The sequence below is a fragment of the Parvibaculum sp. genome, from assembly GCF_039973015.1.
GTDB lineage: Bacteria > Pseudomonadota > Alphaproteobacteria > Parvibaculales > Parvibaculaceae > Parvibaculum.
This window is the reverse complement of record NZ_JBDWLT010000010.1, coordinates 446,443-472,004: the sequence shown is the minus strand read 5'-3', so window position 1 is coordinate 472,004 and position 25,562 is coordinate 446,443. Positions and strand designations below refer to the sequence as shown.

General features: G+C 62.1%; 22 protein-coding genes and 1 tRNA gene. 13 read left to right on the top strand and 10 right to left on the bottom strand.

All coding sequences use genetic code 11. From position 1 onward, the window contains the following. Positions 1–11: 11 nt before the first annotated feature. A complete protein-coding gene (locus tag ABJO61_RS13495; RefSeq protein WP_348326053.1) occupies positions 12–1,358 on the bottom strand; it encodes a globin-coupled sensor protein in 1,347 nt (448 codons plus the stop codon). A 459-nt stretch (positions 1,359–1,817) separates the two neighbouring features. Here ABJO61_RS13495 and ABJO61_RS13490 point away from each other — a divergent pair, with 459 nt between their 5' ends. Then, on the top strand, positions 1,818–2,462 hold the full coding sequence (locus tag ABJO61_RS13490) for a Crp/Fnr family transcriptional regulator (protein ID WP_348326055.1): 645 nt from the start codon (positions 1,818–1,820) through the stop codon (positions 2,460–2,462). A 320-nt stretch (positions 2,463–2,782) separates the two neighbouring features. Here the strand turns inward: ABJO61_RS13490 and ABJO61_RS13485 are convergent. Continuing rightward, positions 2,783–2,858 (bottom strand) — tRNA-Ala (locus ABJO61_RS13485). Between the two features lie 130 nt (positions 2,859–2,988). After that, entirely contained in the window at positions 2,989–3,384 is a 396-nt protein-coding gene (locus tag ABJO61_RS13480) for a TIGR02300 family protein (RefSeq protein ID WP_348326057.1), read from the bottom strand. Between the two features lie 202 nt (positions 3,385–3,586). On the opposite strand from ABJO61_RS13480, the gene aroA reads away from it, so the two are divergent. From aroA to ABJO61_RS13420, 12 genes are all read left to right on the top strand, one after another. Next, complete coding sequence (gene aroA, locus ABJO61_RS13475) at positions 3,587–4,954, top strand: 3-phosphoshikimate 1-carboxyvinyltransferase (RefSeq protein WP_348326059.1); 1,368 nt, start codon at positions 3,587–3,589, stop codon at positions 4,952–4,954. A 43-nt stretch (positions 4,955–4,997) separates the two neighbouring features. Continuing rightward, the gene (cmk, locus tag ABJO61_RS13470; protein WP_348326096.1) at positions 4,998–5,645 is read left to right on the top strand and encodes a (d)CMP kinase; all 648 of its coding nucleotides are present in this window, start codon (positions 4,998–5,000) and stop codon (positions 5,643–5,645) included. A 197-nt stretch (positions 5,646–5,842) separates the two neighbouring features. Then, positions 5,843–7,555, top strand: a complete 1,713-nt coding sequence (rpsA, locus tag ABJO61_RS13465; protein ID WP_348326061.1) for a 30S ribosomal protein S1 — start codon at positions 5,843–5,845, stop codon at positions 7,553–7,555. A gap of 155 nt (positions 7,556–7,710) precedes the next feature. Continuing rightward, on the top strand, positions 7,711–8,655 hold the full coding sequence (gene sppA / locus ABJO61_RS13460; RefSeq protein WP_348326063.1) for a signal peptide peptidase SppA: 945 nt from the start codon (positions 7,711–7,713) through the stop codon (positions 8,653–8,655). Between the two features lie 71 nt (positions 8,656–8,726). Continuing rightward, the gene (locus tag ABJO61_RS13455; RefSeq protein WP_348326065.1) at positions 8,727–9,062 is read left to right on the top strand and encodes an integration host factor subunit beta; all 336 of its coding nucleotides are present in this window, start codon (positions 8,727–8,729) and stop codon (positions 9,060–9,062) included. 62 nt (positions 9,063–9,124) lie between these two features. After that, on the top strand, positions 9,125–9,403 hold the full coding sequence (locus ABJO61_RS13450) for a LapA family protein (protein ID WP_348326067.1): 279 nt from the start codon (positions 9,125–9,127) through the stop codon (positions 9,401–9,403). A 70-nt stretch (positions 9,404–9,473) separates the two neighbouring features. Next, a complete protein-coding gene (pyrF, locus tag ABJO61_RS13445) occupies positions 9,474–10,175 on the top strand; it encodes an orotidine-5'-phosphate decarboxylase (protein WP_348326069.1) in 702 nt (233 codons plus the stop codon). 7 nt (positions 10,176–10,182) lie between these two features. Beyond that, positions 10,183–10,830: a phosphoribosylanthranilate isomerase gene (locus tag ABJO61_RS13440; protein ID WP_348326071.1), complete on the top strand. Its 648-nt coding sequence runs from the start codon at positions 10,183–10,185 to the stop codon at positions 10,828–10,830. A gap of 33 nt (positions 10,831–10,863) precedes the next feature. Further along, positions 10,864–12,111 carry a tryptophan synthase subunit beta gene (gene trpB / locus ABJO61_RS13435; RefSeq protein WP_348326073.1) on the top strand — a complete coding sequence of 416 codons (1,248 nt, stop codon included), beginning with the start codon at positions 10,864–10,866 and terminating at the stop codon, positions 12,109–12,111. Next, positions 12,108–12,947, top strand: a complete 840-nt coding sequence (gene trpA, locus ABJO61_RS13430) for a tryptophan synthase subunit alpha (protein ID WP_348326075.1) — start codon at positions 12,108–12,110, stop codon at positions 12,945–12,947. The genes trpB and trpA overlap by 4 nt, the downstream gene beginning before the upstream one ends. Before the next feature lie 12 nt (positions 12,948–12,959). Beyond that, complete coding sequence (accD, locus tag ABJO61_RS13425) at positions 12,960–13,874, top strand: acetyl-CoA carboxylase, carboxyltransferase subunit beta (protein WP_348326077.1); 915 nt, start codon at positions 12,960–12,962, stop codon at positions 13,872–13,874. Next, complete coding sequence (locus ABJO61_RS13420; RefSeq protein WP_348326079.1) at positions 13,871–15,205, top strand: folylpolyglutamate synthase/dihydrofolate synthase family protein; 1,335 nt, start codon at positions 13,871–13,873, stop codon at positions 15,203–15,205. Before accD ends, ABJO61_RS13420 begins: the two co-directional genes overlap by 4 nt. A gap of 53 nt (positions 15,206–15,258) precedes the next feature. On the opposite strand, the gene trxA is transcribed toward ABJO61_RS13420, so the two are convergent. The 7 genes from trxA to ABJO61_RS13385 all read right to left on the bottom strand — a co-directional run bounded on the left by trxA (position 15,259) and on the right by ABJO61_RS13385 (position 25,061). Beyond that, positions 15,259–15,579 carry a thioredoxin TrxA gene (gene trxA / locus ABJO61_RS13415; protein ID WP_293333875.1) on the bottom strand — a complete coding sequence of 107 codons (321 nt, stop codon included), beginning with the start codon at positions 15,577–15,579 and terminating at the stop codon, positions 15,259–15,261. A 113-nt stretch (positions 15,580–15,692) separates the two neighbouring features. Beyond that, on the bottom strand, positions 15,693–19,160 hold the full coding sequence (addA, locus tag ABJO61_RS13410; protein ID WP_348326081.1) for a double-strand break repair helicase AddA: 3,468 nt from the start codon (positions 19,158–19,160) through the stop codon (positions 15,693–15,695). After that, a complete protein-coding gene (gene addB, locus ABJO61_RS13405) occupies positions 19,157–22,216 on the bottom strand; it encodes a double-strand break repair protein AddB (protein WP_348330582.1) in 3,060 nt (1,019 codons plus the stop codon). Before addB ends, addA begins: the two co-directional genes overlap by 4 nt. 27 nt (positions 22,217–22,243) lie before the next feature. Beyond that, positions 22,244–22,957: a nucleotidyltransferase family protein gene (locus ABJO61_RS13400; protein ID WP_348328612.1), complete on the bottom strand. Its 714-nt coding sequence runs from the start codon at positions 22,955–22,957 to the stop codon at positions 22,244–22,246. 4 nt (positions 22,958–22,961) lie between these two features. Next, positions 22,962–24,044 (bottom strand): phosphotransferase, encoded by a 1,083-nt coding sequence (locus ABJO61_RS13395; protein ID WP_348328615.1) that lies wholly within the window; start codon positions 24,042–24,044, stop codon positions 22,962–22,964. Further along, positions 24,041–24,535 carry a tRNA (adenosine(37)-N6)-threonylcarbamoyltransferase complex ATPase subunit type 1 TsaE gene (tsaE, locus tag ABJO61_RS13390; protein ID WP_348328618.1) on the bottom strand — a complete coding sequence of 165 codons (495 nt, stop codon included), beginning with the start codon at positions 24,533–24,535 and terminating at the stop codon, positions 24,041–24,043. The genes ABJO61_RS13395 and tsaE overlap by 4 nt, the downstream gene beginning before the upstream one ends. 46 nt (positions 24,536–24,581) lie before the next feature. Next, positions 24,582–25,061, bottom strand: a complete 480-nt coding sequence (locus ABJO61_RS13385; RefSeq protein ID WP_348328621.1) for a carboxymuconolactone decarboxylase family protein — start codon at positions 25,059–25,061, stop codon at positions 24,582–24,584. Between the last annotated feature and the right edge of the window lie 501 nt (positions 25,062–25,562).

Genomic DNA, 25,562 nt, shown 5'->3' with positions numbered 1-25,562 from the left:
GGACGTTTGCTTCAGGCCGCTCTTGCGCGGCTGAGGAACGTGTCGACCTGCTGGCGAAGCGTTTCGGCCTGTCTTGCGAGGATATCCGACGAGCCGGAGATCTGTGCCGCGGCTGCGCCCGTTTCGGCCGCTGCTTCCGACACAGAGACGATGTTGGAGGAGACGTCCTGCGTTCCGCGCGCGGCTTCCTGCACATTGCGGGCGATCTCGTTCGTCGCTGCGTCCTGTTCGTCGACGGCTGCGGCAATCGAGGTGGCGATCTGGTTCATCTCCGTGATCGTCTGCTCGATGGACTTGATCGCGTCGACGGATTCATGCGTCGCGCCCTGCATGGCCTTGATCTGCTCGGCAATCTCTTCGGTCGCCTTTGCAGTCTGGTTGGCGAGGCTCTTCACCTCCGAGGCGACGACGGCGAAACCCTTGCCCGCCTCCCCGGCGCGCGCGGCCTCAATGGTCGCGTTCAGTGCGAGAAGGTTGGTCTGCGCGGCGATGTCATTGATGAGCGTCACAACGTCGCCGATCTTCTGGGCGGCTTCGGCAAGGCCCTGCACCTTTTCGTCCGTCCGGTGCGCATCCTGCACGGCCTGCCCGGCGATCTTGGTCGACATGGAGGCCTGCCGGCCGATTTCCGCGATCGAACTGGAGAGCTGTTCGCTCGCCGAGGCGACGGTCTGCACGTTGGCGGATGCCTCCTCCGAGGCGGCGGCAACCGTGGTCGTTCGCCCGCTCGTCTGCTCGGCCGTCACCGACATGGCCTGAGCCGAGGCCTGAAGCTCGGTCGAGGCAGAGGCGACCGACTTGATGATTTCGTTTACGGCTACGTCGAAATCGGAGATGGCCTCCTCCAGCGCCCTTTGCCGGCCAGCCCGCTCTTCGACCATCGCATCCTGGTAGGCGGAAATGGCGAGGTCCATATCAAGACAAACGGCAGTATTCACTGCACAAAGAACGTCCGAAAGCTGCCCGGGGCTCCAGCGATACTTTTTCACGGCAATATCGACAAGCCTGTTCATCACAAACTTGTAGCCACCGATATACCAGCGCGGCTCAAGGCCGATGCGATTATGCGTGAGGCCGATCGTATGAACGCTTTTCATGTAGGTGTCGTCGAACGTGCCGGAGAAAAGCCGTCCCCAATGCGCGCCCTGAGCCTGTTTGAGGCGCGGGGCCTGGCTGCCCAGGAGCTTCGACAGCTCCGGGACGGTGACGAGATGGCCGTAGAAGTCTTCCAGAACACGCGGCAAATGCGGCTCCAGAACCTTCCAGAAATCACGAAGCGACGTTCCCGTCGTCTCGGATACTTCCATGAAACGCAGACGCGAATCCCGGTCCGCAGCGGATATTTCGGCGTTTGTCATAATGCCCCCGATTTACGGTCACCCGGCTCCGCCGGGCATATCCCCCAGACTCCTCTTCAACGACAAGGCCGATGATTACTGCGACACTTTGCCTTCGAATTTGAGCTGTTAAATTCGATGCTAATAGTCGATGTGAAATAAATGGTTAATTATACTGGATTAGCTCAAGTTTTATTATAACAATTACTTATGCTTCAGGTTTATAACTCAAGTTAAAAATTTTGTTCACTTATATTCATTCTGGAAAAATTGGTTCGGGTACGCTAACTATCTCTATATGAGACAGTCTATCTGCCTATCCCAATCGGGCCGGGCCCCTCCGGCGGTGAATATTTTTTGAGTGTAAGTAGCAGCGACACCCGCCCCGGGGATGAGAGTGCAGAGAGCGGAAGGACACCTGTCTCAACCGATGGGTGCAATGCCTGCCCGTTCCGGCATGTCGGCCTCTGCCACGCCGTCATGGACGCCGCATCGGAGTCGGAGCGTGGCCGCAGCGCCAAAGGCTCGTTCCGGGCGCGCCAGCACATCTACAGGCCCGGCGAGACGCCCAAACGCATCGTCGTTCTGCGGAGCGGCTGGGCCCTTCGCCTGGCCTTGACGTCCGACGGGCGCCGCCAGGTGCTTTCCATTTTGCTGCCCGGCGATATCGCGGGCGGCGAACTCATCATGCGCGATCAGGTCCGCACCCCCGTACAAAGCGTGACGCCGGTCGAGTACTGCGCCTTCGACGTCAGCAATCTCAAGGAAATCGCGAAGGATGACCCCGCCCTTGTCTGGACCTTCGTCGATATATGTTTCTCGGGCAGGGAGGCCAGTGAGGCGCGCCTCGTCGATCTTGGCCGGCGAAACGCGGAGCAACGCCTGGCGCGGCTTGTTCTCGACCTGCATGAACGGCTGACAGAAAAGAAGCTGACGGACGGTGCGGCCATTCCGTTTCCTCTTCGCCAGCAAAGCATTGCCGATGCGCTGGGCCTGACCCAGGTTCATGTGAGCCGGGTGATGCGCAGCCTGAAGGAAAATGACGTCATTCGCGTACAGGGCGGCGTGCTGACCATACTCGATATGGAGGCGCTCATGGATATCGCCGACATCTATCCGTCCTGACCGGCAGAACCGTTCGGCGAATGGTCTTTTCGGCCTCGCCGGAAAGCGACACCTTCGAGGATGCGTGGAACGCCTCCCGTGATGGTTTCGCCGTGCCGTCGCGCAGCGCCGGTTTATGTGCCCGGTCAAACCATTCCGATCGATCGCGGTCTCACGCTCCGAGCAAGAATAAACACCGAAGATCAGAGATAGTCTTCAGGCGGAGCTTTTCGGCCTTATCGGAAACGGGTGATCCCCTTGGGGAGGATACTTCGCAAGTCCCCGAAAGCGCGGACACTTCCGGGAAAACACTACCGGTCTTCAACTGACTTGGAGAGGATTGGTGGAGCCAGACGGAATCGAACCGACGACCTCTTGCATGCCATGCAAGCGCTCTCCCAACTGAGCTATGGCCCCATCCTGTGCGCGGCGCGGCCTGGGCCCCGCGCCAACGGTGGCGGAACTTAGTGCCGCTCTTTCTCACGATCAAGAGAAACTTGGCACTGCCGCCATCTTCCTGTGTCTACCACCCCGAAGGGAGCGGCGATCAATCGTCGTCGCCGCCCTTGCCGCCGCGCACGATGCCGGTCACGTCGTCACCGTCCTCGTCATCCTCGAGGAAGGCGTCGTTGCTGTCATCGTCATCGTCGACATCCACACCGACATCATCGATATCGATATCGTCGTCATCGCTATCGGCCGCGAGTTCGTCATCCCTCATCGCATCGAGCGAGACATTTCCCTCATCATCGGCGGCAACCACCCGTTTGGAGGCCTTTTCCTTGGGCTTTTCCGCCGGCTTGGCGCGCTTCGCCTTCGTCCCCGTATCCGGGACATATTCATGCTCGCACTTCGGGCACACGACCGGGTTCTTGTTCAGGTCGTAAAACTTTGCGCCGCAGCTCGGGCAATCGCGTTTCGTTCCCAACTCCGGTTTCGACAAGCTTTACTCTCCCCGCACCAGTTTGCGTCAAGGCCTTGCGCCGATGGGCGCGTGGCGTCAGTCAAGAAGGATTTTCCCATTGCCACGTTAAATTGCTCCTGTCAAAACCTATTCGCTCTTCAGGGCGGGGAACTCATGCCTTCCCGCAGCGGCCGGGAAACGCCCGGCCCCTTCATCCCATGCACCGCTGGACGGATATCAATTGGCCACGCCTTCTCATTCCGCTTCTCATTCCGTCTCCGCCAGCCTTACGGCGGAGCCCTCGCACGGCCTTGGCGGACGGATTCAGGTGCCCGGCGACAAGTCGATCTCGCACCGGGCGCTCATTTTTGGCGCGCTCGCCGTCGGTGAAACGAGAATCAGCGGGCTTCTTGAAGGCGAGGACGTTCTGGCGACCGCGGAGACCATGCGCAGGCTCGGCGCCGAAGTGACACGGCTCGGCGAGGGCGACTGGTCGGTCCATGGCGTGGGCACGGGCGGACTTCGCGAACCCGAACAGCCTCTCGATTTCGGCAATTCAGGCACGGGCGCGCGCCTTGTCATGGGGCTCGTCGCCGGGCATCCCATAACTGCCACCTTTATTGGCGATGCCTCGCTGTCGAGGCGGCCCATGGGCCGCGTGATTTCGCCGCTCTCGCAAATGGGTGCGCATTTCCATGCGCGGGAAGGCGGACGGATGCCGCTCACGCTGACAGGTGCCCGGCGGGCCCTGCCCATCAGCTACCGTTCGCCCGTCGCTTCGGCGCAAGTGAAGTCGGCCATTCTGCTCGCCGCCCTCAATACGCCGGGCGTCACGACCGTTATCGAGGCAACACCGACGCGGGACCATACAGAGCGCATGCTCAAGGCCTTCGGTGCCGAAGTTAAAACCGAAACCGGCAAGGATGGCGCCCTCGCCATCAGCCTGACCGGGGAACCCGAGCTCCGCCCCTGTCCTATCGTGGTGCCGGGCGACCCTTCTTCAGCCGCTTTCCCTGTGGTTGCCGCCCTGCTCACACCAGGCTCCGAAATCGTGGTCGAAGGCATCACGCTCAATCCCCATCGCGCCGGGCTCTATACGACGCTGATCGAGATGGGCGGCGATATAGAGGTCATGAACCAGCGCGACGAGGGCGGCGAGCCGGTTGCCGATCTGCGGGTGCGTTCAAGCCGGCTGAAAGGCATCGATGTACCGCCGGATCGCGCGGCCTCGATGATCGACGAATATCCGGTTCTCGCCGTCGCCGCCTCCTTTGCCGAGGGCACGACGCGGATGAGCGGCATCCACGAACTTCGCGTGAAGGAGAGCGACCGCATCGCCGCCACCGCCTCCGGCCTTCGGGCGAATGGCATAAAGGTCCATGAGAGCGAAGATGGAATGGTGGTCGAGGGGCGCGCAGGCGAGGTTTCCGGCGGGGGCCATGTGATGACACATATGGATCACCGCATCGCGATGTCCTTTCTGGTGATGGGACTTGCGGCCCAGAAGCCCGTGACGGTGGACGATGCATCGATGATTGCGACGAGCTTCCCGGATTTCATCGGGCTCATGCGAGGGTTGGGCGCGAGTTTTACCGGACAGGCCCAATGAAGGCGGTATCGAGGAAAGCGGCGTTGAGGAGAGGGGCGCCGTGATGAAAAGCGCCACCATCATCGCCATCGACGGCCCCGCCGCTTCGGGCAAGGGCACCCTCGCACGCCAGATTGCCCGGCATTATGGCTATGCCTATCTGGATACGGGCTCACTTTACCGCGCGACCGGTCAGGCGGTATTGGCCTCGGGCGGCGATCCGAACGACGACAAGGCTGCCCTCGCCGCCGCACAGGCCCTCGACGCCGCCCATATAGACGAACGCGCCATCAGGACGCGAGAAGCCGGGGACGCGGCTTCCATCGTGGCCGTCAAGCCTGCCGTCAGGGCCGCAATCCTCGATTTTCAGCGAGATTTCGCCTCCTGCCCGCCCGGTGGCGAAAAGGGGGCCGTTCTGGACGGGCGGGACATCGGCACTGTCGTCTGTCCAGACGCGACGGTGAAGCTTTTCGTGACCGCAAACCCGGAAATCCGGGCGCACAGGCGCTGGCTGGAACTCAACAAATCGGGGGTGGAGGTCAGCGAGGCACAAATTCTAGAAGATGTGCGCGAAAGGGACCACCGTGACGCCGAGCGAACGGCGAGCCCCATGAGGCCCGCATCCGATGCGCACTTGCTCGATACGTCCGATTTGAGTATAGAGGCGGCGTTCGACGTGGCCGTCGCGATCATAGACAAAGCAATGAGTTAAGTGCGTTTTCGCCCGTCGGCGAGTGCGCTTTTCGGCATTGGCGCAAGATGATCGCGAACAGGTTGTGCGGACATATGTGCAACCCTTAAACCGACACTGCCCAAATCCACATGCTCCCGGACAAACCACGATTTCGGGAGAAGACCGCCGGACCCAACCGTCGGCCGGAATAAAAGCACCGTCAGGAGACTTCTGCATTGGCTAACACAGACAGCGCGCTCAATCCGAGCCGCGAAGATTTTGCCGCCCTGCTTGAGCAGTCCTTCATGGACAGCAACATGCAGGAAGGTTCCGTGATCAAGGGAACCGTTGTCGGCATCGAAAACGATCTCGCCATCATCGACGTCGGCCTCAAGACCGAAGGCCGTGTGCCGCTCAAGGAATTTGGCGCACCGGGCAAGCCGGCCGAACTCGGCGTTGGCGACACTGTCGAGGTTTATCTCGAGCGCATCGAGAACGCGATGGGCGAAGCCGTGCTGAGCCGTGAAAAGGCGAAGCGCGAAGAAAGCTGGATCCGCCTCGAAGTCGCATTCGAAAAGCAGGAACGTGTCGAAGGTCAGATCTTCGGCCGCGTGAAGGGCGGCTTCACCGTCGACCTCGACGGCGCCGTTGCATTCCTTCCGGGCAGCCAGGTCGACATCCGCCCCGTGCGCGACGTCACCCCGCTCATGAACATTCCGCAGCCCTTCCAGATCCTGAAGATGGACAAGCGCCGCGGCAACATCGTCGTGTCGCGCCGTGCCGTACTCGAAGAGACCCGCGCCGAACAGCGCCAGGAACTCGTCGAGAACCTCAAGGAAGGTCAGGTGCTCGAGGGCGTCGTCAAGAACATCACCGATTACGGCGCGTTCGTCGATCTCGGCGGTGTGGACGGCCTGCTCCACGTTACCGATATTGCGTGGCGCCGCGTGAACCATCCGACCGAAGTTCTCTCGATCGGCCAGACCGTCAAGGTCCAGGTCATCAAGGTGAACCACGAGACGCAGCGCATCTCGCTCGGCATGAAGCAGCTTGAAGCCGATCCGTGGGAAGGCGTCGAAGCCAAGTACCCGCTCAATGCGCGCTTCAAGGGCCGCGTGACGAACATCACCGATTACGGCGCATTCGTCGAACTTGAGCCGGGCGTCGAAGGCCTCGTTCACGTCTCCGAAATGAGCTGGACGAAGAAGAACGTGCATCCGGGCAAGATCGTTTCCACTTCGCAGGAAGTGGAAGTGATGGTGCTGGAAGTCGATCCGGTAAAGCGCCGCATCTCGCTCGGCCTGAAGCACTGCATGGACAACCCCTGGACCACGTTCGCCGAGCGTTTCCCGCCCGGCACGATCGTCGAGGGCGAGATCAAGAACATCACCGAATTCGGTCTGTTCATCGGTCTCGATGCGGATGTCGACGGCATGGTGCACATGTCGGATCTCGACTGGAACCGCTCCGGCGAAGAAGCCATGACCGACTACACCAAGGGTCAGGTCGTCAAGGCGCAGGTGCTCGACGTCGACACCGAGAAGGAACGCATCTCGCTCGGCATCAAGCAGCTTGGCGGCGATCCGATGGAGTCGCTTGGCGACACCGTCCGCAAGGGCGCCGTCGTCACCTGCACGGTGACCGGTGTGAGCGATAACGGCCTCGAAGTGACGGTGGGCGAAGACAGCATGCCCGCTTTCATCCGCCGTGCGGAACTCGCCCGCGACCGTGGCGACCAGCGTCCCGAACGCTTCGCCGTCGGCGACAAGCTCGATGCGCGCGTGACGCAGTTCGACCGCACATCGCGCAAGATCCAGCTTTCCGTCAAGGCGCTGGAAATTGCGGAAGAAAAGGAAGCCGTGGCGCAGTACGGCTCGTCGGATTCCGGCGCGTCGCTCGGCGACATCCTTGGCGCGGCCCTCAACAAGGCCAGCACCGACGACAAGTGAGGCATGCCGGCGGGAGGGCTCAAACCTTCCCGCCGGACCTTTTCGAGACCTCTCTTTCGTGTGTCGCGCGCGTCAGGCGGCGTTAGACGTTTACGGTCGCAGGTTCGCCCTCTAAGCTCCCGGCACCTGTTCGCACCATTCGGAGGAGAGTCCTTTTGTCTCTCGATGCAGATACGTTAGCGGACAGGCGGCGCCTCAAACGCCGCCTGTTTTTTTGGCGGGCCGGCGCCATCGCCGCCGTCCTGGCTGCTCTCATCGTCCTGCTGGCCGAAGGCGGACTTGTGCTGCCCGGCGCGCAAATCGCGCGGGTCTCGATCACCGGCATCATCGTGGACGACCGCCCGCAGCAGGAAATGCTGGAGCAGCTCGCCGAAGACGACAATGTGAAGGCGGTCATTCTCTCAATCGACAGCCCCGGCGGCACGACGACCGGCGCCGAGGCCCTTTTCGCCTCCATCCGCAAAGTGTCCGACAAGAAACCCGTCGTCGCCGTCCTTGGAACGGTAGCCGCATCGGGCGGCTACATCGCCGCCATCTCGGCCGATCACATCGTTGCCCGTGGCAATACGATCACCGGCTCCATCGGCGTCCTGTTCCAATGGACGCAGATCGAGGAGCTTCTCGACAATATCGGCGTCGAGATGAAGGAGATCAAATCGGCTCCGCTCAAGGCCGAGCCGAACCCTTTTCACAAGACCAGCCCCGAGGCCATCCGCGTAACGCAGGCCATGCTCGACACGTCCTATGAATGGTTCCTGCGTCTTGTCGCGGAACGGCGCAACATGGATGCGGCGAAAACAAAAGAACTCGGCGACGGCCGCGTCTATACCGGCTGGCAGGCGGTCGAGAACGGTCTCATCGACGAACTCGGCGGCGAGGAACAGGCTATCGCCTGGCTCGCAAGCGAGCACGGCATTCAGGAAGAATTGCCTGTCAGGGACTGGACCCCCGCCTATCCCGAACTCGGGATGGCCGGCTTCGCAGGCCGGGCGCTTGGTGAAGCCACCGTCACGGCAATCGACGGGCTGAGCGGAAAAACACAGCAGGCAAAACGACTTACACTTGACGGTCTTACGAGCGTTTGGCAACCTGACCTCTGATAAGGGAAGAGCTTTCACCGCTTCCGGTGGCGTGCGAAGCTGAATTGGAAGAAGCCGGGGGACGGAAAAACATGATCAAATCGGAGCTCGTCGCCCGCCTCGCCCAAGGCAACCCTCATCTCTATCAGCGCGATGTCGAACGCATCGTCAGCACAATTTTCGATGAAATCAGTGCGGCGCTCGCACGGGGGGACCGGGTGGAGCTTCGCGGCTTCGGCGCCTTCTCCGTCAAAAACCGGCCTGCGCGAACGGGACGCAATCCCCGGACCGGCGAGCCTGTGCATGTCGAGGAAAAGTCCGTACCCTTCTTCAAGACGGGCAAGGAATTGCGAGAACGGCTGAACAATGCCGATATCGCAGACGACAAGCTCATGAACGATGATGGCGACGACGACGGCGACGATTAAGTCCGTCTCCGACGCCTTGCCATCTGCCCTTTGTTCGCGTTCCGAACCGGAAGTGCCGCCTCGTGAAACTCCTGCGCTGGATTATTCTTCCCCCGGTCGTGGTTCTCGTCATGGCGCTCGCCGTCGCGAACCGGGCACCCGTGACCTTCAGCCTCGACCCCTTCGACCCGGTTTCCCCGGCGATCGGTCTTGAAGTGCCGCTTTTCCTCGTGATTCTGATGTCAGTGCTGATCGGCATTTTGATCGGCGGAGTGGGGGCGTGGGCGCAAGCCCGCCGAAAGACCGCAAAGGCCCGCATGTCCTCCCCGGCGGGAGAAAATCTGCCTGCCTTGCGTGACTGAGGCGCGAAAAGCCGAGCCCCGCGCATGGACGATCTGCTATAAGGCCCGGAACCCGGACAGCAGGTGCAAAATGAGCCTCGAAAACCCCGTTTTCTGCGCCCTCGACACAACCGACCTCGGCAGGGCGGAAACGCTTGCGCGGAGCCTCGCAGGCAGCGTCGGCGGGGCAAAGATCGGCATGGAGTTTTTCAACGCGCATGGACCTGCGGGCTACCGCGCGGTCGCCGCGGCGGGCCTGCCGGTCTTTCTCGACCTGAAGCTTCACGACATTCCGAACACCGTCGCAGGCGGTATTCGCGCGGTGCTGCCGCTGCGTCCGGCCATCGTCAATGTTCACACGGCTGGGGGCAGCGCGATGATGCGGGCCGCCGCCGAAGCAGCAAAGGAGGCCGGCGAAAGCCGTCCGCTTGTCATCGGCGTCACCATGCTGACGAGCCTTGATGCCGCCGACCTCAAGGATACAGGGGTCAGCGGCAGCCCAAGCGACCATGTGCGCCGTCTTGCGGGCCTGGCGGCTTCTTCAGGGCTCGACGGCGTGGTTTGTTCCGCACATGAGATCGAGGTGTTGAGGCGCGATCTCGGCAAGGATTTCAAGCTGATCGTACCCGGCATTAGACCGGCCGGCAGCGACGCCGGAGACCAGAAGCGCATCATGACACCTGTAGAAGCACTGACGCTCGGTGCGGACGTGCTCGTCATCGGGCGTCCCATCACCAGCGCGAGCGACCCACGCGCGGCGGCCGAGGAAATCGGCCGCTCGCTTGCGGCGTGAGCCGGCAATGAGCGTTCGCGTCAAAATTTGCGGGCTTTCGACGCCCGAAACGGTCGAGGCCGCGGTAAAAGCCGGGGCGGACTATCTGGGCTTTGCCTTCATCCCGAAAAGTTCCCGGAATATCTCGACGGGACAGGCACGCATACTGGCACAAGGGGTGCCTTCCTCCGTGCTGAAGGTCGCGCTGACCGTCGATGCGGACGAGCAGACGCTCGATGAGATCGTGGAAGCGCTCAAACCGGACATTCTGCAGCTTCACGGTGCGGAAACGCCGGAACGGCTGATGGAACTGAAGGCGCGATACGGTCTTCCACTCATGAAGGCCATTGGCATCGCGGAGCCGGAAGACCCGCTCAAGGCTGCCATTTACCGAGATTCCGCCGACTTGTTGCTGTTCGATGCCAAACCACCTAAATCTATGGCAGGTGCATTGCCGGGCGGTAACGGCCTCGTCTTCGACTGGTCTTTGATCGCCGGGCACAGGCCGGAAACACCCTGGATGCTTTCGGGCGGCCTGAACGCCGAAAACGTCGCCGAAGCGATCCGGATCACCGGGGCGCAGGCGGTTGATGTTTCATCCGGTGTCGAGGATGCGCCGGGCCGGAAAATACCGGGACTGATCGAAGCCTTTATCAGGGCGGCAAAGGCCGCCTGACGGGCGGACCTGAACGGGAAGAAAGTGGCAAGCGTGAGCCAGACGAAAGCAAATTCACTCCGCAGCGGGCCGGACGAACGCGGCCGCTTCGGCATATTCGGCGGGCGCTTCGTCGCCGAGACGCTGATGCCGCTCGTCCTCGATCTCGACCAGGCCTACACGGACGCGAAAGCCGATCCTGCCTTCCAGGCGGAAATCGACTATATGCAGCGCGACTATGTGGGCCGCGAAAGCCCGCTCTACTTTGCCGAACGCCTGACGGAACATCTTCGTGAGAAGTCTGCGGCTTCCGGCCAGGATGGCGGCGCGAAAATCTATTTCAAGCGTGACGAGCTCAACCATACCGGCAGCCACAAGATCAATAACTGCCTCGGTCAGATCCTGCTCGCAAAACGCATGGGCAAGACGCGCATTATCGCGGAGACGGGCGCGGGCCAGCACGGCGTGGCAACCGCAACCGTGTGCGCACGTTTCGGCCTTCCCTGTGTCGTTTATATGGGGACGACCGACATCGAACGGCAGAAGCCGAATGTCTTCCGCATGAAGCTTCTGGGTGCGGAGGTCATTCCCGTGACCTCGGGCACAGGTACGCTCAAAGACGCGATGAACGAAGCGCTGCGCGACTGGGTGACAAATGTCGACAGCACCTATTACCTGATCGGCACAGTCGCGGGACCACATCCCTATCCTGCCATGGTTCGCGACTTCCAGTCCGTCATCGGCGAGGAAACGAAACGCCAAATGATGGAACGGGAAGGACGGCTGCCGGACAGTGTCGTCGCCTGCATCGGTGGCGGATCGAACGCGATGGGGCTTTTCCATCCCTTTCTCGATGACACCTCTGTGAAAATTTACGGCGTCGAAGCCGCAGGCAAGGGAATTGAGACGGGCGAACATTGCGCATCGCTCAAGGGCGGCACACCAGGCGTGCTGCACGGCAACCGCACCTATCTCCTTCAGGACGATGACGGACAGATCAAGGACGGTCATTCGATTTCGGCCGGCCTCGACTACCCCGGCATCGGGCCGGAACATTCATGGCTGCATGAGACGGGCCGCGCGGAATATGTTTCGGCGACAGACAAGGAGGCACTCGAAGCCTTTCAGCTCTGTTCGCGCCTCGAAGGCATTATCCCGGCGCTTGAGCCTGCGCATGCGCTTGCTTATGTGACGAAGCTCGCGCCGACGCTGCCCAAGGACCACTTGATGGTGATGAACATGTGCGGGCGCGGCGACAAGGATGTCTTCGCCGTCGCCGACCATCTGGGGGTGACGTTGTGACGACGAGACTGGAGAAGCGGTTTGCTCATCTGAAAGAAGAAGGCCGCGCTGCCTTTGTCACCTTCATCACGGCAGGCGACCCGGATTTCGACACAACGCTCGACATTCTGAACGGGTTGCCGAGAGCAGGCGCCGATGTGATCGAGCTCGGCATGCCCTTTACGGACCCGATGGCCGATGGACCTTCCATTCAGGCTTCATCGCAGCGCGCGCTCCGCAACGGGGCGAGCATGAAGAAGACACTTGAGCTGGTACGCCGCTTTCGCGAAAGCGATCCGGAAACGCCGATCGTTCTCATGGGGTATTACAATCCGATCTATCACATGGGCGTCGAGACCTTTCTCGGACGCGCCATCGATGCGGGTGTCGACGGACTTATCGTCGTCGACCTGCCACCGGAAGAAGACGATGAACTCTGTCTGCCTGCGCTGAAAGCTGGCCTGAACTTCATTCGTCTTGCGACGCCGACAACGGACGACAAGCGGCTTCCCGCTGTTCTCGCAAATACATCCGGCTTCGTCTATTACGTCTCGATCACCGGCATCACCGGCGCTGCGAGCCCGCAGGCGCGGAACGTCGCCTCCTCGGTGAAGCGGATCAAGGGACACACATCGCTACCGGTGGCCGTTGGCTTCGGCATACGGACACCGGAACAGGCCGCAGAAATCGCCCGCGCGGCCGACGGGGCCGTGGTCGGTTCCGCCATCGTCGATGCGATCGCGCGCGAAGTCGGCGAAGACGGCAAGATCAAAGCAGGCGCCGTCACGCGCGTTCTCGAATTTGTAAGCAAGCTCGCCAATGGTGTTCACGCCGCGCGCGCCGCTGCCGCAGAATAAGGAATTCAGCCGATGAACTGGATCAACAATGTCGTCCGGCCGAAAATCCAGCGTGTCTTCAACAAGAAACAGCAGACGCCGGACAATCTCTGGCACAAGTGCTCTTCGTGCGGAGAGATGATTTTTCATCGTGACCTCGAAGCGGCGATGCGTGTCTGCCCGAACTGCGACCATCATATGCGTCTCGGCACGGACGAACGCCTGGCCTCCCTCTTCGACAATGCGGACTATCAGGTTGTTGCGGTCGATGCTGTCGTGGCCGATCCCTTGAAATTCCGCGACCAGAAGAAGTACCCCGATCGCCTGAAGGAAGCGCGTTCGAAAACGGGCCGCAACGACTCCGTGACCGTGGCGCATGGCCCCCTCGACGGTGTTGAGACCGTGGTCGCCATCGAGGATTTCTCCTTCATGGGCGGCTCACTCGGCATCGCGGCTGGCGAAGCCATCATTCGCGGTGCAGAAACAGCGCTCGAAAAGAAAGCTCCCTATATCCTCTTTGCCGCCGCGGGTGGCGCGCGCATGCAGGAGGGCATTCTTTCTCTTATGCAAATGCCGCGCACGACCGTCGCGCTTCAGCTTTTGCGTGAGGCCGGGCTCCCCCTCATCGTGGTGCTGACCGACCCGACAACCGGCGGTGTCCTCGCTTCCTATGCCATGCTGGGCGATATCCAGATTGCGGAACCGAAGGCGCTTATCGGCTTTTCTGGCCGACGCGTCATCGAGCAGACAATCCGCGAGAAGCTGCCGGAAGATTTCCAGTCGGCCGAGTTCCAGTTCGAGCACGGCATGATCGACATGATCGTGCATCGTCACAAGATGAAGGACACGCTTGCGCGTATCATCCGGCTGATGACACACCGCCCACGCAGCCAGCGCCAGCAAACCGCAAACGTGCCGGCGAAAGCCGCAGCGCCAAGCACATCGTGAGCCAGAACGCCGCCCCTTCAAGCGATGTCATTCTCGAGCGGCTGACTAAACTCCACCCGAAGCTGATCGACCTGTCACTCGACAGGACATGGCGCCTGCTCGGCGCACTCGGGAATCCCGAACGGGCACTACCGCCCGTCTTCCACGTCGCGGGCACGAACGGCAAGGGATCGGTTTCCGCTTATCTCCGCACCGCACTCGAGGCTGGTGGTTATGCTGTCCACAGCTATACCTCACCGCATCTTGTTCGCTTCCACGAACGCATCAGGCTTGCAGGCAAGCAGGGTAGCGCGCCCATACCGGAGGAGCGTCTTGCCGCGCTTCTCGATGAATGCGAAAAGGCAAATGCGGACGCACCTATAACCTTTTTCGAAATTACGACGGCAGCAGCGCTCCTCGCCTTCTCGCGTGAGCCTGCCGACGCGCTCATTCTGGAAGTCGGCATGGGCGGACGGCTCGACACCACGAATGTGGTCGAAAAGCCCGCTGCCTGCATCATCACGCCCATCGGCCTCGACCATCAGGCATTTCTCGGGGACACTATCGAGCTCATAGCGAATGAGAAGGCTGGCATATTGAAACGCGGCGTGCCTGCCGTGATCGGGCCGCAGACAGATGAGGCGAGGATCGCCATCGAAATGGCTGCGGAGAGAGCGGGCGCTCCGCTGTTCATTCACGGGCAGGATTTTTCGGCGTACGAAGAGGCGGGATCACTCATCTATCAGGATGAAGACGGGCTTCTCGATCTTCCGTTGCCACGCCTGCCGGGCCGTCACCAGATCGACAATGCGGGTATCGCCATTTGCGCGTTGCGAAAGACAGGTATCTTACCGCTTGAGCACGATGCCATTGCACATGGCATGACGGATATCGAATGGCCCGCGCGCCTGCAGCGTCTGACGAGAGGGCCTCTCCTCTCACGGCTTCCGCAGGGAGCCGAACTCTGGCTCGATGGCGGGCACAATCCCGCAGCAGGGCGAGCGATATCGGAAGCCATGGCCGACCTCGCGCAGCACGATCCCGAGGGTGAGGCGCGTCCCCTCATCCTCATAAGCGGCATGCTTGATACAAAAGACGCGACGGGCTTCTTCGCTCCGTTTCGCGGTCTCGCCTCGCATATCGAGACGCTCGTCATTCCGGGTGCGCCGGCCAGCGTTTCCGCGGAGGCACTGGCGAGCGCAGCGGCGGATGCCGGGCTCGATGCCCATCCCGCAGCTTCGCTCGACGAAGCGCTTGAGCGCACATCACTCGCTGCCGGACGCGCCACGCCGCGCATTCTTATATGCGGCTCGCTCTATCTGGCAGGTCACATTCTCGCTGAAAACAGCTGAGATGAAAAAGGCCGGTCACGAAGGACCGGCCTTTCAAAAATTTCAGTGGAAAATCAGAGGGCGCTGTCGATCCACTCGACGATCTTGCCCTTGGGCAATGCACCGACTTTCGTCGCGGCGACCTGACCGTCCTTGAAGATCATCAGGGTCGGAATACCGCGCACACCGTACTTGGTCGGCACGTTCGGGTTTTCGTCGATATTGATCTTCGCGATGGTGATCTTGCCATCGTAATCCTTTGCGATTTCCTCGAGAGCCGGGCCAATCTGCTTGCAGGGGCCGCACCACTCCGCCCAGAAGTCGACCAATACGGGTCCGCTGGCATCGATGACATCGGTCTCGAACGATGCGTCGGTCACTTTGTTAGTCGCCATTGTCTTTCGTCCTTTCTGGCCGTCTTCCCGGAAATCCGGTCGCGGCGCGCAGCTTAGCGCATAAACAGGTACTGGTTCGGTTCGCTTGAATCTAGGAACGGCACCACCCGAGGTCAAGGTCGCGCAATTGCCGCAGGTTTTGCCTGCTTCAACGCCATTTCCAGCATTTCCGCAGGTAAATCCATAAGACTCGGTCCATCGGTCCAGAGAAGACCGCAGCGAATCACACGGGTTGGATAGATTTGAGCGAGTACGGCGCGGTAGGCCGCCATCTGTACAAGATAGGCCTCGCTGACCTGATCGAGCGCGGTGGGGGGCGGGCGGTTCGTCTTGTAATCGACGATGATCACCTCGTCGTCCGAGATACATAAACGGTCTATCTGGCCGCCTACGAGAAGTGTGCGCCCGCGGAACCCGATCGTGCCCGCAACCGGCACCTCGGCACGGCTCGGCTTTGCGAAAACAGAGGCGAAGCGCGGATCGTCCAGCACGCGGAAAACGGCATTCTCGATTTCTTCTTTTTGTTCATCCGCGAGCCCGTGTGCGGGCAGCGCCAGGAAACGCGCCGCCGCGGCGTGACGCGCACTCTCTTCGAGATCGGGCAAGGTTTGCAACAGGCGGTGAATGAGACTGCCACGGCGAAAACGATGCGCACCGTCCTCGGCAAGCGGCGAAAGAGCGGCAGGCTCCGCGATGTCTTCAGGCGGCAGGCGGGATGGCGCGAGCGGGCGCGCCAGGGCGGGCTCTTCCGGCGCATCCTTCGACACCCAGACCGGCAGCGCCAGTGGCGCGACATCAACCGCACTCTCTTCCGCCTCGACCTTGCGGCGCTGTTCGCCTTCGATCCGCCAGACCGTCCGCCCGTCGGATGTTTCCACTTCCTTCGCATCGGGCAGCAACGCCTTGCGGGCAAGCTCGTACCAGCATTCTTCGGAAGGCCGGTTCACACCGCAATAGCCTGCGATGTAGAGCCGGTCGCGCGCGCGCGTCATCGCGACATAGAGAAGCCGCCTGTACTCCGCGGCCTGCAGATCGCGGCGGAACTGGCGCGCCGCTGCGGTCACGTCATCTTCTTCCTTCTTGCGCACCGGCCAGAGCAGAAGCTCCGGTCCATCCTTTTCGAGCGGCGGCATGGCGATGAGCGCCGGGTCATGCGCCCCTCCCGGCGCGGCGCAGGTATCCGGCATGAAGACGATCTCGGCTTCGAGCCCCTTTGCGCCATGCACCGTCATCACGCGCACTTCGTCGCGCCCCTGATCCATGTCGCGCTTGATCTCGGCAGCACCGCGCTCCAGCCAGTGCAGGAAAGCCTCAAGCGATGGCGGATGATTGCGCTCGAACTCAAGGGCGAGCGACAGGAACTCGTCAATGGGGTCTGCCGCATCGGGACCGAGCCGCGCGAGCAGGCGGCGGCGCCCCTCCTCCCCGGTCAGCACATGGGCAAAGAACTCATAAGGCGGCTCGAAGTCGGCACGGGCGAGAAGCCGCGTCAGCAGGGCTTCCGCTTCGGCGTATCGCGGATCGCGCCCGGCCTTGTCGCGCAGAGCATTCCAGAGCGAGCCCTTGCGGCCATATGCCAGATCGAACAGATCGTCCTCGCCGAGACCGGCAAGCGGCCCCTTCAGAACCGTCGCCAGCGTCAGGTCATCTTCCGGCAGGAGAACGAACCGGCCCAGCGCCATGAGGTCCATCACCGCCATCTGCTCGGTGAGGATCATGCGGTCCGCACCGGCGACGGGCACACCACGCGCCTTCAGGTGGCGGACCATTTCACCGACAAACGCGTTGCGGCGGCGGACGAGAATGAGAACATCGCCAGGCCTGATCTTGCGGCCCTTGGCGAGCAGCCTCTCTTCGTTTTTGATCCATCCCTGAATGGTGTCTGCGATACGCGCTGCAAGACGGGACATGGGCGCTTCGCCCGTCATGTAGTCGAGCGGCGCATCCCAGGGGTCGGGATCCTCGTCGCCTTCAGGTTCTTCCAGTTCCCACAACTCGACAAGGCCTGCGTCGAGTTCGCGATGCGCGATATGAGGGTCGAGATCGCCGGACGCCGTGAGACCGTTTCGCGCTTCCTCAAGCGCGAAGACGCGGTCGACGGCACCCAGCACTTCCGGCACGGAACGGAAGGATCGCGTGAGCGGGACGTAGTCCCAGAGGAGGTCAGCCGCCTTCACGCGCTTTTCAAAATAGCGTTTCATTTCATCGAAGCGTGCAGGGTCCGCGCCCTGAAAGGAGAAGATCGACTGCTTTTCGTCGCCTACCGCGAAGATGGTCCGCACAAGGTCGCGCGAACCCTCTCCCGAGAGAAACTCATCCGCAATGCGCGCCACGACATCCCATTGCTCCGGGCTCGTATCCTGAGCTTCGTCGACAAGAATGTGATCGATGCCGCCATCGAGCTTGTAGAGCACCCAGGGCGCCATGCTGCTGGTGGTGAGAAGTGCGCGGGTTTCCGCAATCAGATCGTCATAGTCGAGGAAGGCGCGGGCGCGCTTGGCCTCCTCAAAGGCGTCGAGAATTTCAATCGCAATCGTCATGATCGCTTCCGTCGCTTCCGCAACGCGGATGGCGCGGATGCGAGCGGTGAGGCGCAGGATACGCTGCTGTTCCGTCGCAAGCTTGGCGCGAACTTCGGGATATTCTTCGCCTCTTTTCTTTGTAATGACGTTTACGCGTGGTTCGTCCTTTGTTGTCAGAAAGACTAGCTTGTACTCATCCAGCATCTCCAAGCGCGACGACATATTCAAGAACCCGTCCAATGTTGCCGCGCCTTTGGTATCCGTCTTTGTGCCGCCCGACATGACGTGAATAGCGTGCCGCAGCTCTTCTTCTGGAGGCGAGGCAATCTCCTCCATCAGCGCCTCCGTAGTCACACCCGGCTCCACAGAAAGTGCCACGCGGACCGCCCGGCAAATGCCCTCAAGACCGCCGAAGCGTTCCAGCATGCGCGCAAAGTTGCTGCGTTGGCCCGTGATCTCGCGAAGCAGCTTTCCGAAGGTGAGTTCGTCCACACGGGCAACGATATGGGATAATGCGTGACCGAGCGGCGTTTCGGGCGCGGCGCCCGCGCGCAGAAGGACAGTATCGCGCACCTCGTCCATCAGCTCACCGGCGCTGCGTTCGTCGAGAATTTCGAATTGCGGCGGCACACCCGCCTCCAGCGGAAAACGGCCGAGAAGCCGCTCGCAAAAGGCGTGGATGGTCTGGATCTTGAGCCCGCCCGGCGTTTCAATGGCACGCGCGAAGAGCTTGCGCGCGTTCTCCAGCATGCGCTTGTCTGGCGGTCCGCCTTCGATGCTCTCAAGTTCGACCGAGAGTTCCGCGTCGGGCATGGTCGCCCAGCCGCCAAGCCGCTTGTAGAGACGGCCCGCCATTTCGGCTGCTGCCGCCTTGGTGAAGGTGAGGCAGAGAATGCGCTGCGGGTCCGTGCCCGACAGCAGAAGCCGGGCAACGCGCGTCGTCAGCGCATGGGTCTTTCCCGACCCCGCATTGGCGGAAACCCAAACGGACGCCTGCGGATGGGAAGCCCGGCGCTGCGCGTCGTCCGTGCCGCTCGTTTTTTTCGGCGCAATGCTCATTCGGCGTCATCTCCCGCCGACGACCATTCCTTCACGCGGGCGAGATGATCGTAATCGCCATAGCGGCCCCAGAACATCGGACGCGGCCGCGAAAGATAGGGCGTGCGCTCGTCTTCATACTGGCGCAACAGATCAACCAGCCAGCCATAGGTATTTTCGGTGAGGTCACCGCCTTTGTCGGGCACCGGGCGTATTTCGCCCGCCGTTTCACCGCCTGTCAGACGGAGATAGATCATGCTGCTTGTCTTCGCTTTCGCGATCGGCGGGCCGTCCTTCGACTTCTCGCGAAAACCGCCTCGCGCAGCGATGGCCGCCTCAAGCGGCAATTGCGGCGCAAGGCCAATCTCGACCTGCTTCACGCTTGGCAGCGCGCCTGTCTTGTAATCCACGATGTCGATGGTGCCGTCGTCGCGCATGTCGATGCGGTCGGCCTTACCTACCAGCGTCACGGCGCGGGAGAGCTCGCCAATGGAGATTTCGCCCTTCGCTTCGGCATATGAGCGGCGGAGACCTTCGCGCTCTTCGCGTTCATGTTCGACGATCCAGCGCGCAATGCGCTTGAAGCGCGGCCACCAGAAAGCTGCCACGCCGGGACGGTTGATCGCATCCGCAAAGACGTCCTCGCCAATGGCGATCAGCTTCTCAAAGGCGTTGTCCGGCATCGCTTCAGGATATTCGTCAACGAAGCGTTCCAGTGCTTCATGGATGATATTGCCGCGCTCGGCAGCCGCGATATCGGCATCGAGCGGATCCAGAACCGGGAGCCGCAGAATTCTGCGCGCGTAGATCGAATAGGGATCGCGGATGAGTGTTTCGATTTCCGTCACCGACAAGCGGTCCGGCCTCGCAACCAAAGGTGGCGCGGGATGCGGACGCGAAAGCAGCGGATCGATCAGCGTTCCCGGCTTGTCGAGATCCTGCGCCCATCTCCACCAGCGCGAAACATCGTCCTTTTCCTCATAGCCGACACCGCTTCGAATACTTTCGAGGCGGAGCCACCAGCGCGAGGCGACGGCGGGCGCGCCTTCGACTTTCAGCGCGCGCGTGAGGATCGCTTCCGGGGCGGAGGCCCCTTCCGCAAAGTCATGCGCAGAAAGGCCGATGCGCCGTTCCGGCGGCTCCAGCCCCATCGCCGCACGCATGGGGCGATTAAGCCAGGGGTCGATATTGGCTTCCGCAGGCCAGATGCCCTCGTTCAGGCCACCAAGGATCATCCGGTCCGCATGCTGCAAGCGCGCTTCGAGCGGCCCCCAGATGAAAAGGCGCGGATGCACGCCCCAGCGCGTCCGGAGAACGCGGCCGGAAAGAAGTTCCTCGAAGAAATAGACATAGGCGCCGGGATCGATCTTGCCGAAGGATGGCGCGGCCTCGACCAGTTCGCGAATGAACTCCGATGCCGCTTCGCCCGCCTCGCCTTTCCAGAGCCGCTCGGGGGCCTTCTCCTCCGCCGTTGCCGCGAGGCGTTCTGCGGCCTCCGCATGAGCAAGAACGAGCGCGGCGACCTCCGCCCGCGCCTTCATCGCTTCTGCGAGCGGCGCCACGCAGCGTTCGATTTTCGCGATCAGTTTTTCAAGGCGAGCGATGCGCGCTTCTCTTTTCTCGCCATCCTCGCCCTCGCGCAATGCCTCGTTTCTCAACGCATTGCAGGCAGCATAAAGGCCTTCAATACCGGGCGCAGGGCGCGGCCCGCGAAGAAGAATTTTCTCGAAAGCCCGCAGCTCGGCGCGGAAGGAGGCGGGATCTCCGCCCGCGGCGGCCAATGGGTGTTTCAGACATGCGAGAAGCGGCACGGGCGCGAAATCTTCAGCAACCATCTGCGCGACAAGACGGAGAAAGGCGGCGGGCGCCGTGTTCCTGAGCGGTTCACCGCCGGAATCGTTTACCTCCACATTCCACCGGCGAAGCTCCATCGCGACACGGCGCGCGAGCTTCCGGTCGGGCGTAACTAGAGCGGCTGTCTTCTCCGGCGTTTCAAGCACATCGCGCATCAAAAGTGCGATGGCGCCCGCTTCATCCCTTTCGCCTGGCGTCTCGATGACCGACAGGCCCTTGAAACCGTCCGCCGCGCGGTCTTTCAACCCGGCAAGACGGGAGAGCCACTTTTCGGTGGTTTCGGCAGGGCGCAAGGCCTCGGACAAGAGCCGCGCACGGGCCGTGCCACCAGAAGATTTTTCTGAACCCGGCCAAGGCTCGACGTCTTCGCGCGTGGCGCGCAAATGGCCGAGCAATTTCCTCATGCCATATTGCGGATGTGAGGCGGTGCCGGGATCGCCTATCGCATTCCAGCTCGCCTCGTCGAGATCGAGGTCGAGCCCCGGAAGCACGACGGCGCCGAGCGGAAGATTGGCCACGACCTGAAGCAGCCCGGCGGTTGCAGGGATCGACCCGGTGGAGCCCGCCGCGATGACGGGACCGGAAGGAGGTGCCGCCTGCCACGCGGCGGCCTGAGCGCGCAGGAGACGGTTTCGCCGTTCCGCCTGTTCCATATAACCGAGACGCGCAAGCTCTTCGGGCCAGCGGGCGGTGAGCACCTTGAGAAAATCGAGCGTGATCTGCCAATGGTCCGCAAATTCCTGCGGCACCAGAGATGCGAGCTGCGCGAGATCCGCGCCCTCCGTGAGCACCATATCCAGAAATCGCCCGAGATCGGCGGCGAGACCGAGTGCGCGCACTTCATCCTCACCGCCATCGGCGGCAATCATGCGTGCGAGACGAAGCTGGCGCTCAAGCGCAGGCATGGCAGGAGGAAGATCGAGCGCTTCCGCGCCGAGGCCTGCGGGGTCGAGCACGAGCTCTTCTTCATCGACATCGCCCAGCGCGCGGATCGACGGAAGAACCATCGCCGCGCCATCGCCCGCGCGCAGAAAGGCGTCGCCCAATGCGCGAACCGCGCGGCGGGTGGGCAGCAGAATGGTGAAATCGGCAAGCGCGGGAGAGGCCGCAAAGCGTCCGCCGAGCGAGGGATCGGAGACGAGCGTCTGCGCCAGCCGTTCGAGGAACGGCGTACCGGGCGGCATTGTGAAAAGCGTCGGGGAATCGGCTTTCATGAGGCTCATGGTAGCGCGCCTCTCACCAGAAAGCCGTCACAAATCCCGCAGGAAGGCTTCCGCCTCGGCCAGATCGTCCGGGGCACCCACATGCATCCAGACGCCCGTCATGCGCTGGCCGAAAAGTGTGCCTTTTTCGATGAGGCGGTCCCAGACGAAATTGGTCGAGAAGGCCCCGTCCGGCCCGTCCGCGAAGAGGGCGGGCTTGATGACCTGCACACCCGCGAAGACATGCGGCGCGGTGGACGAGCCTTCACGGCGTGCGAGCGCACCAAGCGGGTCCATGGTGAAATCACCCCGGCCGACATAGCCGATGGTGCGGGCGGTATCGGCAATCATCAGGAGGGCGTCCATGCGCTCCGGGTCGAAGCTTTCCGCGAGAATGCGGAGGTTGGAGCCGAAGCCCTCGACCCAGACGGAATCGGAATTGAAGGTGATGACGGGATCGTCGCCGAGAAGACCGAGCGCCTTCTTCGTGCCGCCGCCCGTATCGAGCAAGGCGTCTCGTTCATCTGAAATGACGATGCGGGGGCCGCCCTTCCGCTTGGCCAGATGATCTTCCAGCATGTCCGCGAAGTGGTGGACGTTCACGACGGCTTCCTCGATGCCCGCTTCTTCGAGACGGTCGAGCACATGGTCGATGAGCGGGCGCCCGGCGAAGGGGACGAGCGGCTTCGGCATGGTGTCCGTCAATGGACGCATCCGCGTACCCTTGCCCGCCGCCATGACCATTGCGCGTTTTATCTTCATGACGTCAGGCCCGGTCCGGCAGATGCGCATCGAGCCAGGCGCGCAGCGGCGCGAGGACGGGATGAGCGAGATTTCGATTGAGGTAGTCCATGGTGCGCGGCATATGCGCCATGTATTGCGGCTTGCCGTCGCGCTTCAGGAGGCGCGGCCACAGACCGATGAGGCGCAGCGCACGCTCCGCGCCGAGGACGGCATAGGAGGCGCGGAACTCCTCTTCGCCGAAGCCCTCAAGCTCGTCTTTCGCGCGCTCGACATAAAGCGCGAGCATGGTCTGTTCGCGCTCCACCGGCACATCGCGGCGCGCATCCTGAAGAAGGGAGACAACATCATAGGCGCGGCTGCCGATCAGCGCGTCCTGATAATCGATGAGGCCGACACGCGCGGCACCGGAACGCGCGCCCAGCCAGAGCATGTTGGGCGAGTGATAATCGCGCAGGAACAGGGTTTCGACGCCCGCATCGATGTGGGGACGCAGGCCCGTCCAGATTTCGTGGTAGCTCTCGCGCATCGACGGCGTCGCGTCTGCGCCCAGCACCACCGGAAAATACCAGTCGAGAGGCACATCGAGTTCCGCGCGGAAGACGCTGTCATCGAAACGCGGTACCTCATGCGCGGTGCCATCGCCAACGGAAAGCGAAAGCGGCGCGGGCACGGATTGCAGACGCAGCAGCGTTTCGACGGCGGCGCGGTATAGCTCGTCCAGTGCTTCGCCGGAGGGGCCCCTGCCCTGTTCGATGAGCGCGCCGTAAACATGATCGCCGAGATCTTCGAGGAGCAGCAGGCCATGCGTGAGATCGCGCGCGAAAATTTCAGGCGCGGCAAGGCCGAGCGAGCGCAGATGTTCGCCCACGGCGACGAAGGGGCGAACGTCCTCGGCGAGATGCGCGATGCGGCTATAGGCGGCGCGGGTTTCGGCGGCGGGCGCGTCGGGCCCTGCCGGCCAGTCCATCAGCACGGCGGGACGGCCATCGAGCAAGAGACGCTCATAACGGCGCGAGGAGGCATCGCCCGCAAGGGGACGGCGTGTCGCCTTTCCCCAGCCCGCCTCTTTCAGAAAAGCACGGATCGTTTCTTCGCGCGGCGTCAAATCGTCAATCCTTCGAGACGCGCGGCCCAGCTGCCAGAGCCTTCAAGCCGCGCGTGACGCATGCCTTCTGGCACGAGAGAGAGGGAGATGTCGAGACGGTCGTGCGAGAGGCGCTTCATCTTCGCTTCCGCGCGCTCCGGCCATTCGACGATGACGACGCCTTCATCCACCGCTTCGCCGAGGCCGAGCTCGCGAAGCTCGGAGGGCTCTTCCACGCGATAGAGATCGACATGCGTGATGAGGAGCGCAGGGCTCTCATAGGTCTGGACGAGGGTGAAGGTTGGCGAGGGCACATCGTCGGAAAGGCCGTGTGCGCCGAGATGCGACTGAACGAGGGCGCGGGCGAGCGCGGTCTTGCCGGCACCGAGATCGCCGCGGAGAAGCAGGAGGTCGCCTGCCGCCACGCGCGCGGCAAGGGCCGCCCCGAGGCGGAGGGTCGCCGCCTCGGAGGGGAGCTCGAAATCAAGGGTTGCCGCCGCTTTTTCGTCCATCAGGCTTTGTAGCGCGATGGCCTCCAGGGCGGCAAGCCCGAGGGTGTCAGGCGACTTTGCGTTTTTGATCTTCCGTAACCGGATGAACGAGACGGAAGGAAACGGCAAGCCGGTTCCAGACGTTGATCATGCCGATGGCGACGGTGAGATTGACGAGTTCTTCTTCCGTGAAGGCCGCGCGCGCAATCTCGAAAACCTCGCCGGGAACGGCTGTTTCGCTCACCAAAGTGACGGCTTCCGTCCATTCAAGCGCCGCGCATTCACGCTCCGAATAGAGCGGCGATTCACGCCAGGCGCTCAGAAGATAAAGCCGGGCCTCGCTTTCTCCCATCTCGCGGGCCTCGCGGGTATGCATTTCGATGCAATAGGCGCAGCCATTTATCTGCGAGGCACGGGTCTTCACAAGCTCCAGCAGGGAGCGTTCGAGGCCGCATTTTTCGGTATAGGCCTGAAGCTCGATCAGCGGCTTGTAGGCGGCAGGCGCGGCCTTGTGAGGGACGAGGCGGGGGACATGATGCGTGCTCATGGGAGGTCTCCTTCGAGGACAGGAATGGTCGCTTTCAGAGACAAGACGGGAGAGCCCGCGCGGCTGTGACAGGGCCTGTTTATCCCCTGCCCCGCGGATAAACGGGCCTCACCGTCATCGAAACGTCATAAAAACGTCACATAATGCGCTGGCGCGGGAAAGCCGGGGACAAGTTGCCCCATCCCATACAAAAAAGTTGACGCAGGCGTCATTTTTTGGCGTCTTACACTCGGATAGCTGCTGTCCTATAAACGGCGCGCGGCGATCCGCCGCGACCGGGGGATAGAGGCAATTCCCCTCAAAACCGGGTATAAACGGTCTTATTGCGTAGTTTACCTCCGTATATTCTCGGGGAGACTGCGCGGGGCGGCGGAGAGACAGCCTCGGAGCGGGATCACGGGGTGCCGAGAGGCCCATGGACCCCGGTTCGCACCGGGGTGACATCCTTATTTCAGGACAGCTCCAAACTCATCCTTATACGGATGAAAATGCGGCGGAAAG

Excerpts from the sequence above, each read along its gene's own strand:
- addB (WP_348330582.1), bottom strand. The coding sequence starts at position 22,216 with ATGAGCCTCATGAAAGCCGATTCCCCGACGCTTTTCACAATGCCGCCC.
- ABJO61_RS13385 (WP_348328621.1), bottom strand. The coding sequence starts at position 25,061 with ATGAGCACGCATCATGTCCCCCGCCTCGTCCCTCACAAGGCCGCGCCT.
- addA (WP_348326081.1), bottom strand. The coding sequence starts at position 19,160 with ATGAGCATTGCGCCGAAAAAAACGAGCGGCACGGACGACGCGCAGCGC.
- accD (WP_348326077.1), top strand. The coding sequence starts at position 12,960 with ATGAACTGGATCAACAATGTCGTCCGGCCGAAAATCCAGCGTGTCTTC.
- ABJO61_RS13490 (WP_348326055.1), top strand. The coding sequence starts at position 1,818 with ATGGACGCCGCATCGGAGTCGGAGCGTGGCCGCAGCGCCAAAGGCTCG.
- ABJO61_RS13455 (WP_348326065.1), top strand. The coding sequence starts at position 8,727 with ATGATCAAATCGGAGCTCGTCGCCCGCCTCGCCCAAGGCAACCCTCAT.
- ABJO61_RS13400 (WP_348328612.1), bottom strand. The coding sequence starts at position 22,957 with ATGAAGATAAAACGCGCAATGGTCATGGCGGCGGGCAAGGGTACGCGG.
- ABJO61_RS13440 (WP_348326071.1), top strand. The coding sequence starts at position 10,183 with ATGAGCGTTCGCGTCAAAATTTGCGGGCTTTCGACGCCCGAAACGGTC.
- pyrF (WP_348326069.1), top strand. The coding sequence starts at position 9,474 with ATGAGCCTCGAAAACCCCGTTTTCTGCGCCCTCGACACAACCGACCTC.
- tsaE (WP_348328618.1), bottom strand. The coding sequence starts at position 24,535 with ATGGACGAAAAAGCGGCGGCAACCCTTGATTTCGAGCTCCCCTCCGAG.
- trxA (WP_293333875.1), bottom strand. The coding sequence starts at position 15,579 with ATGGCGACTAACAAAGTGACCGACGCATCGTTCGAGACCGATGTCATC.
- ABJO61_RS13495 (WP_348326053.1), bottom strand. The coding sequence starts at position 1,358 with ATGACAAACGCCGAAATATCCGCTGCGGACCGGGATTCGCGTCTGCGT.
- cmk (WP_348326096.1), top strand. The coding sequence starts at position 4,998 with ATGAAAAGCGCCACCATCATCGCCATCGACGGCCCCGCCGCTTCGGGC.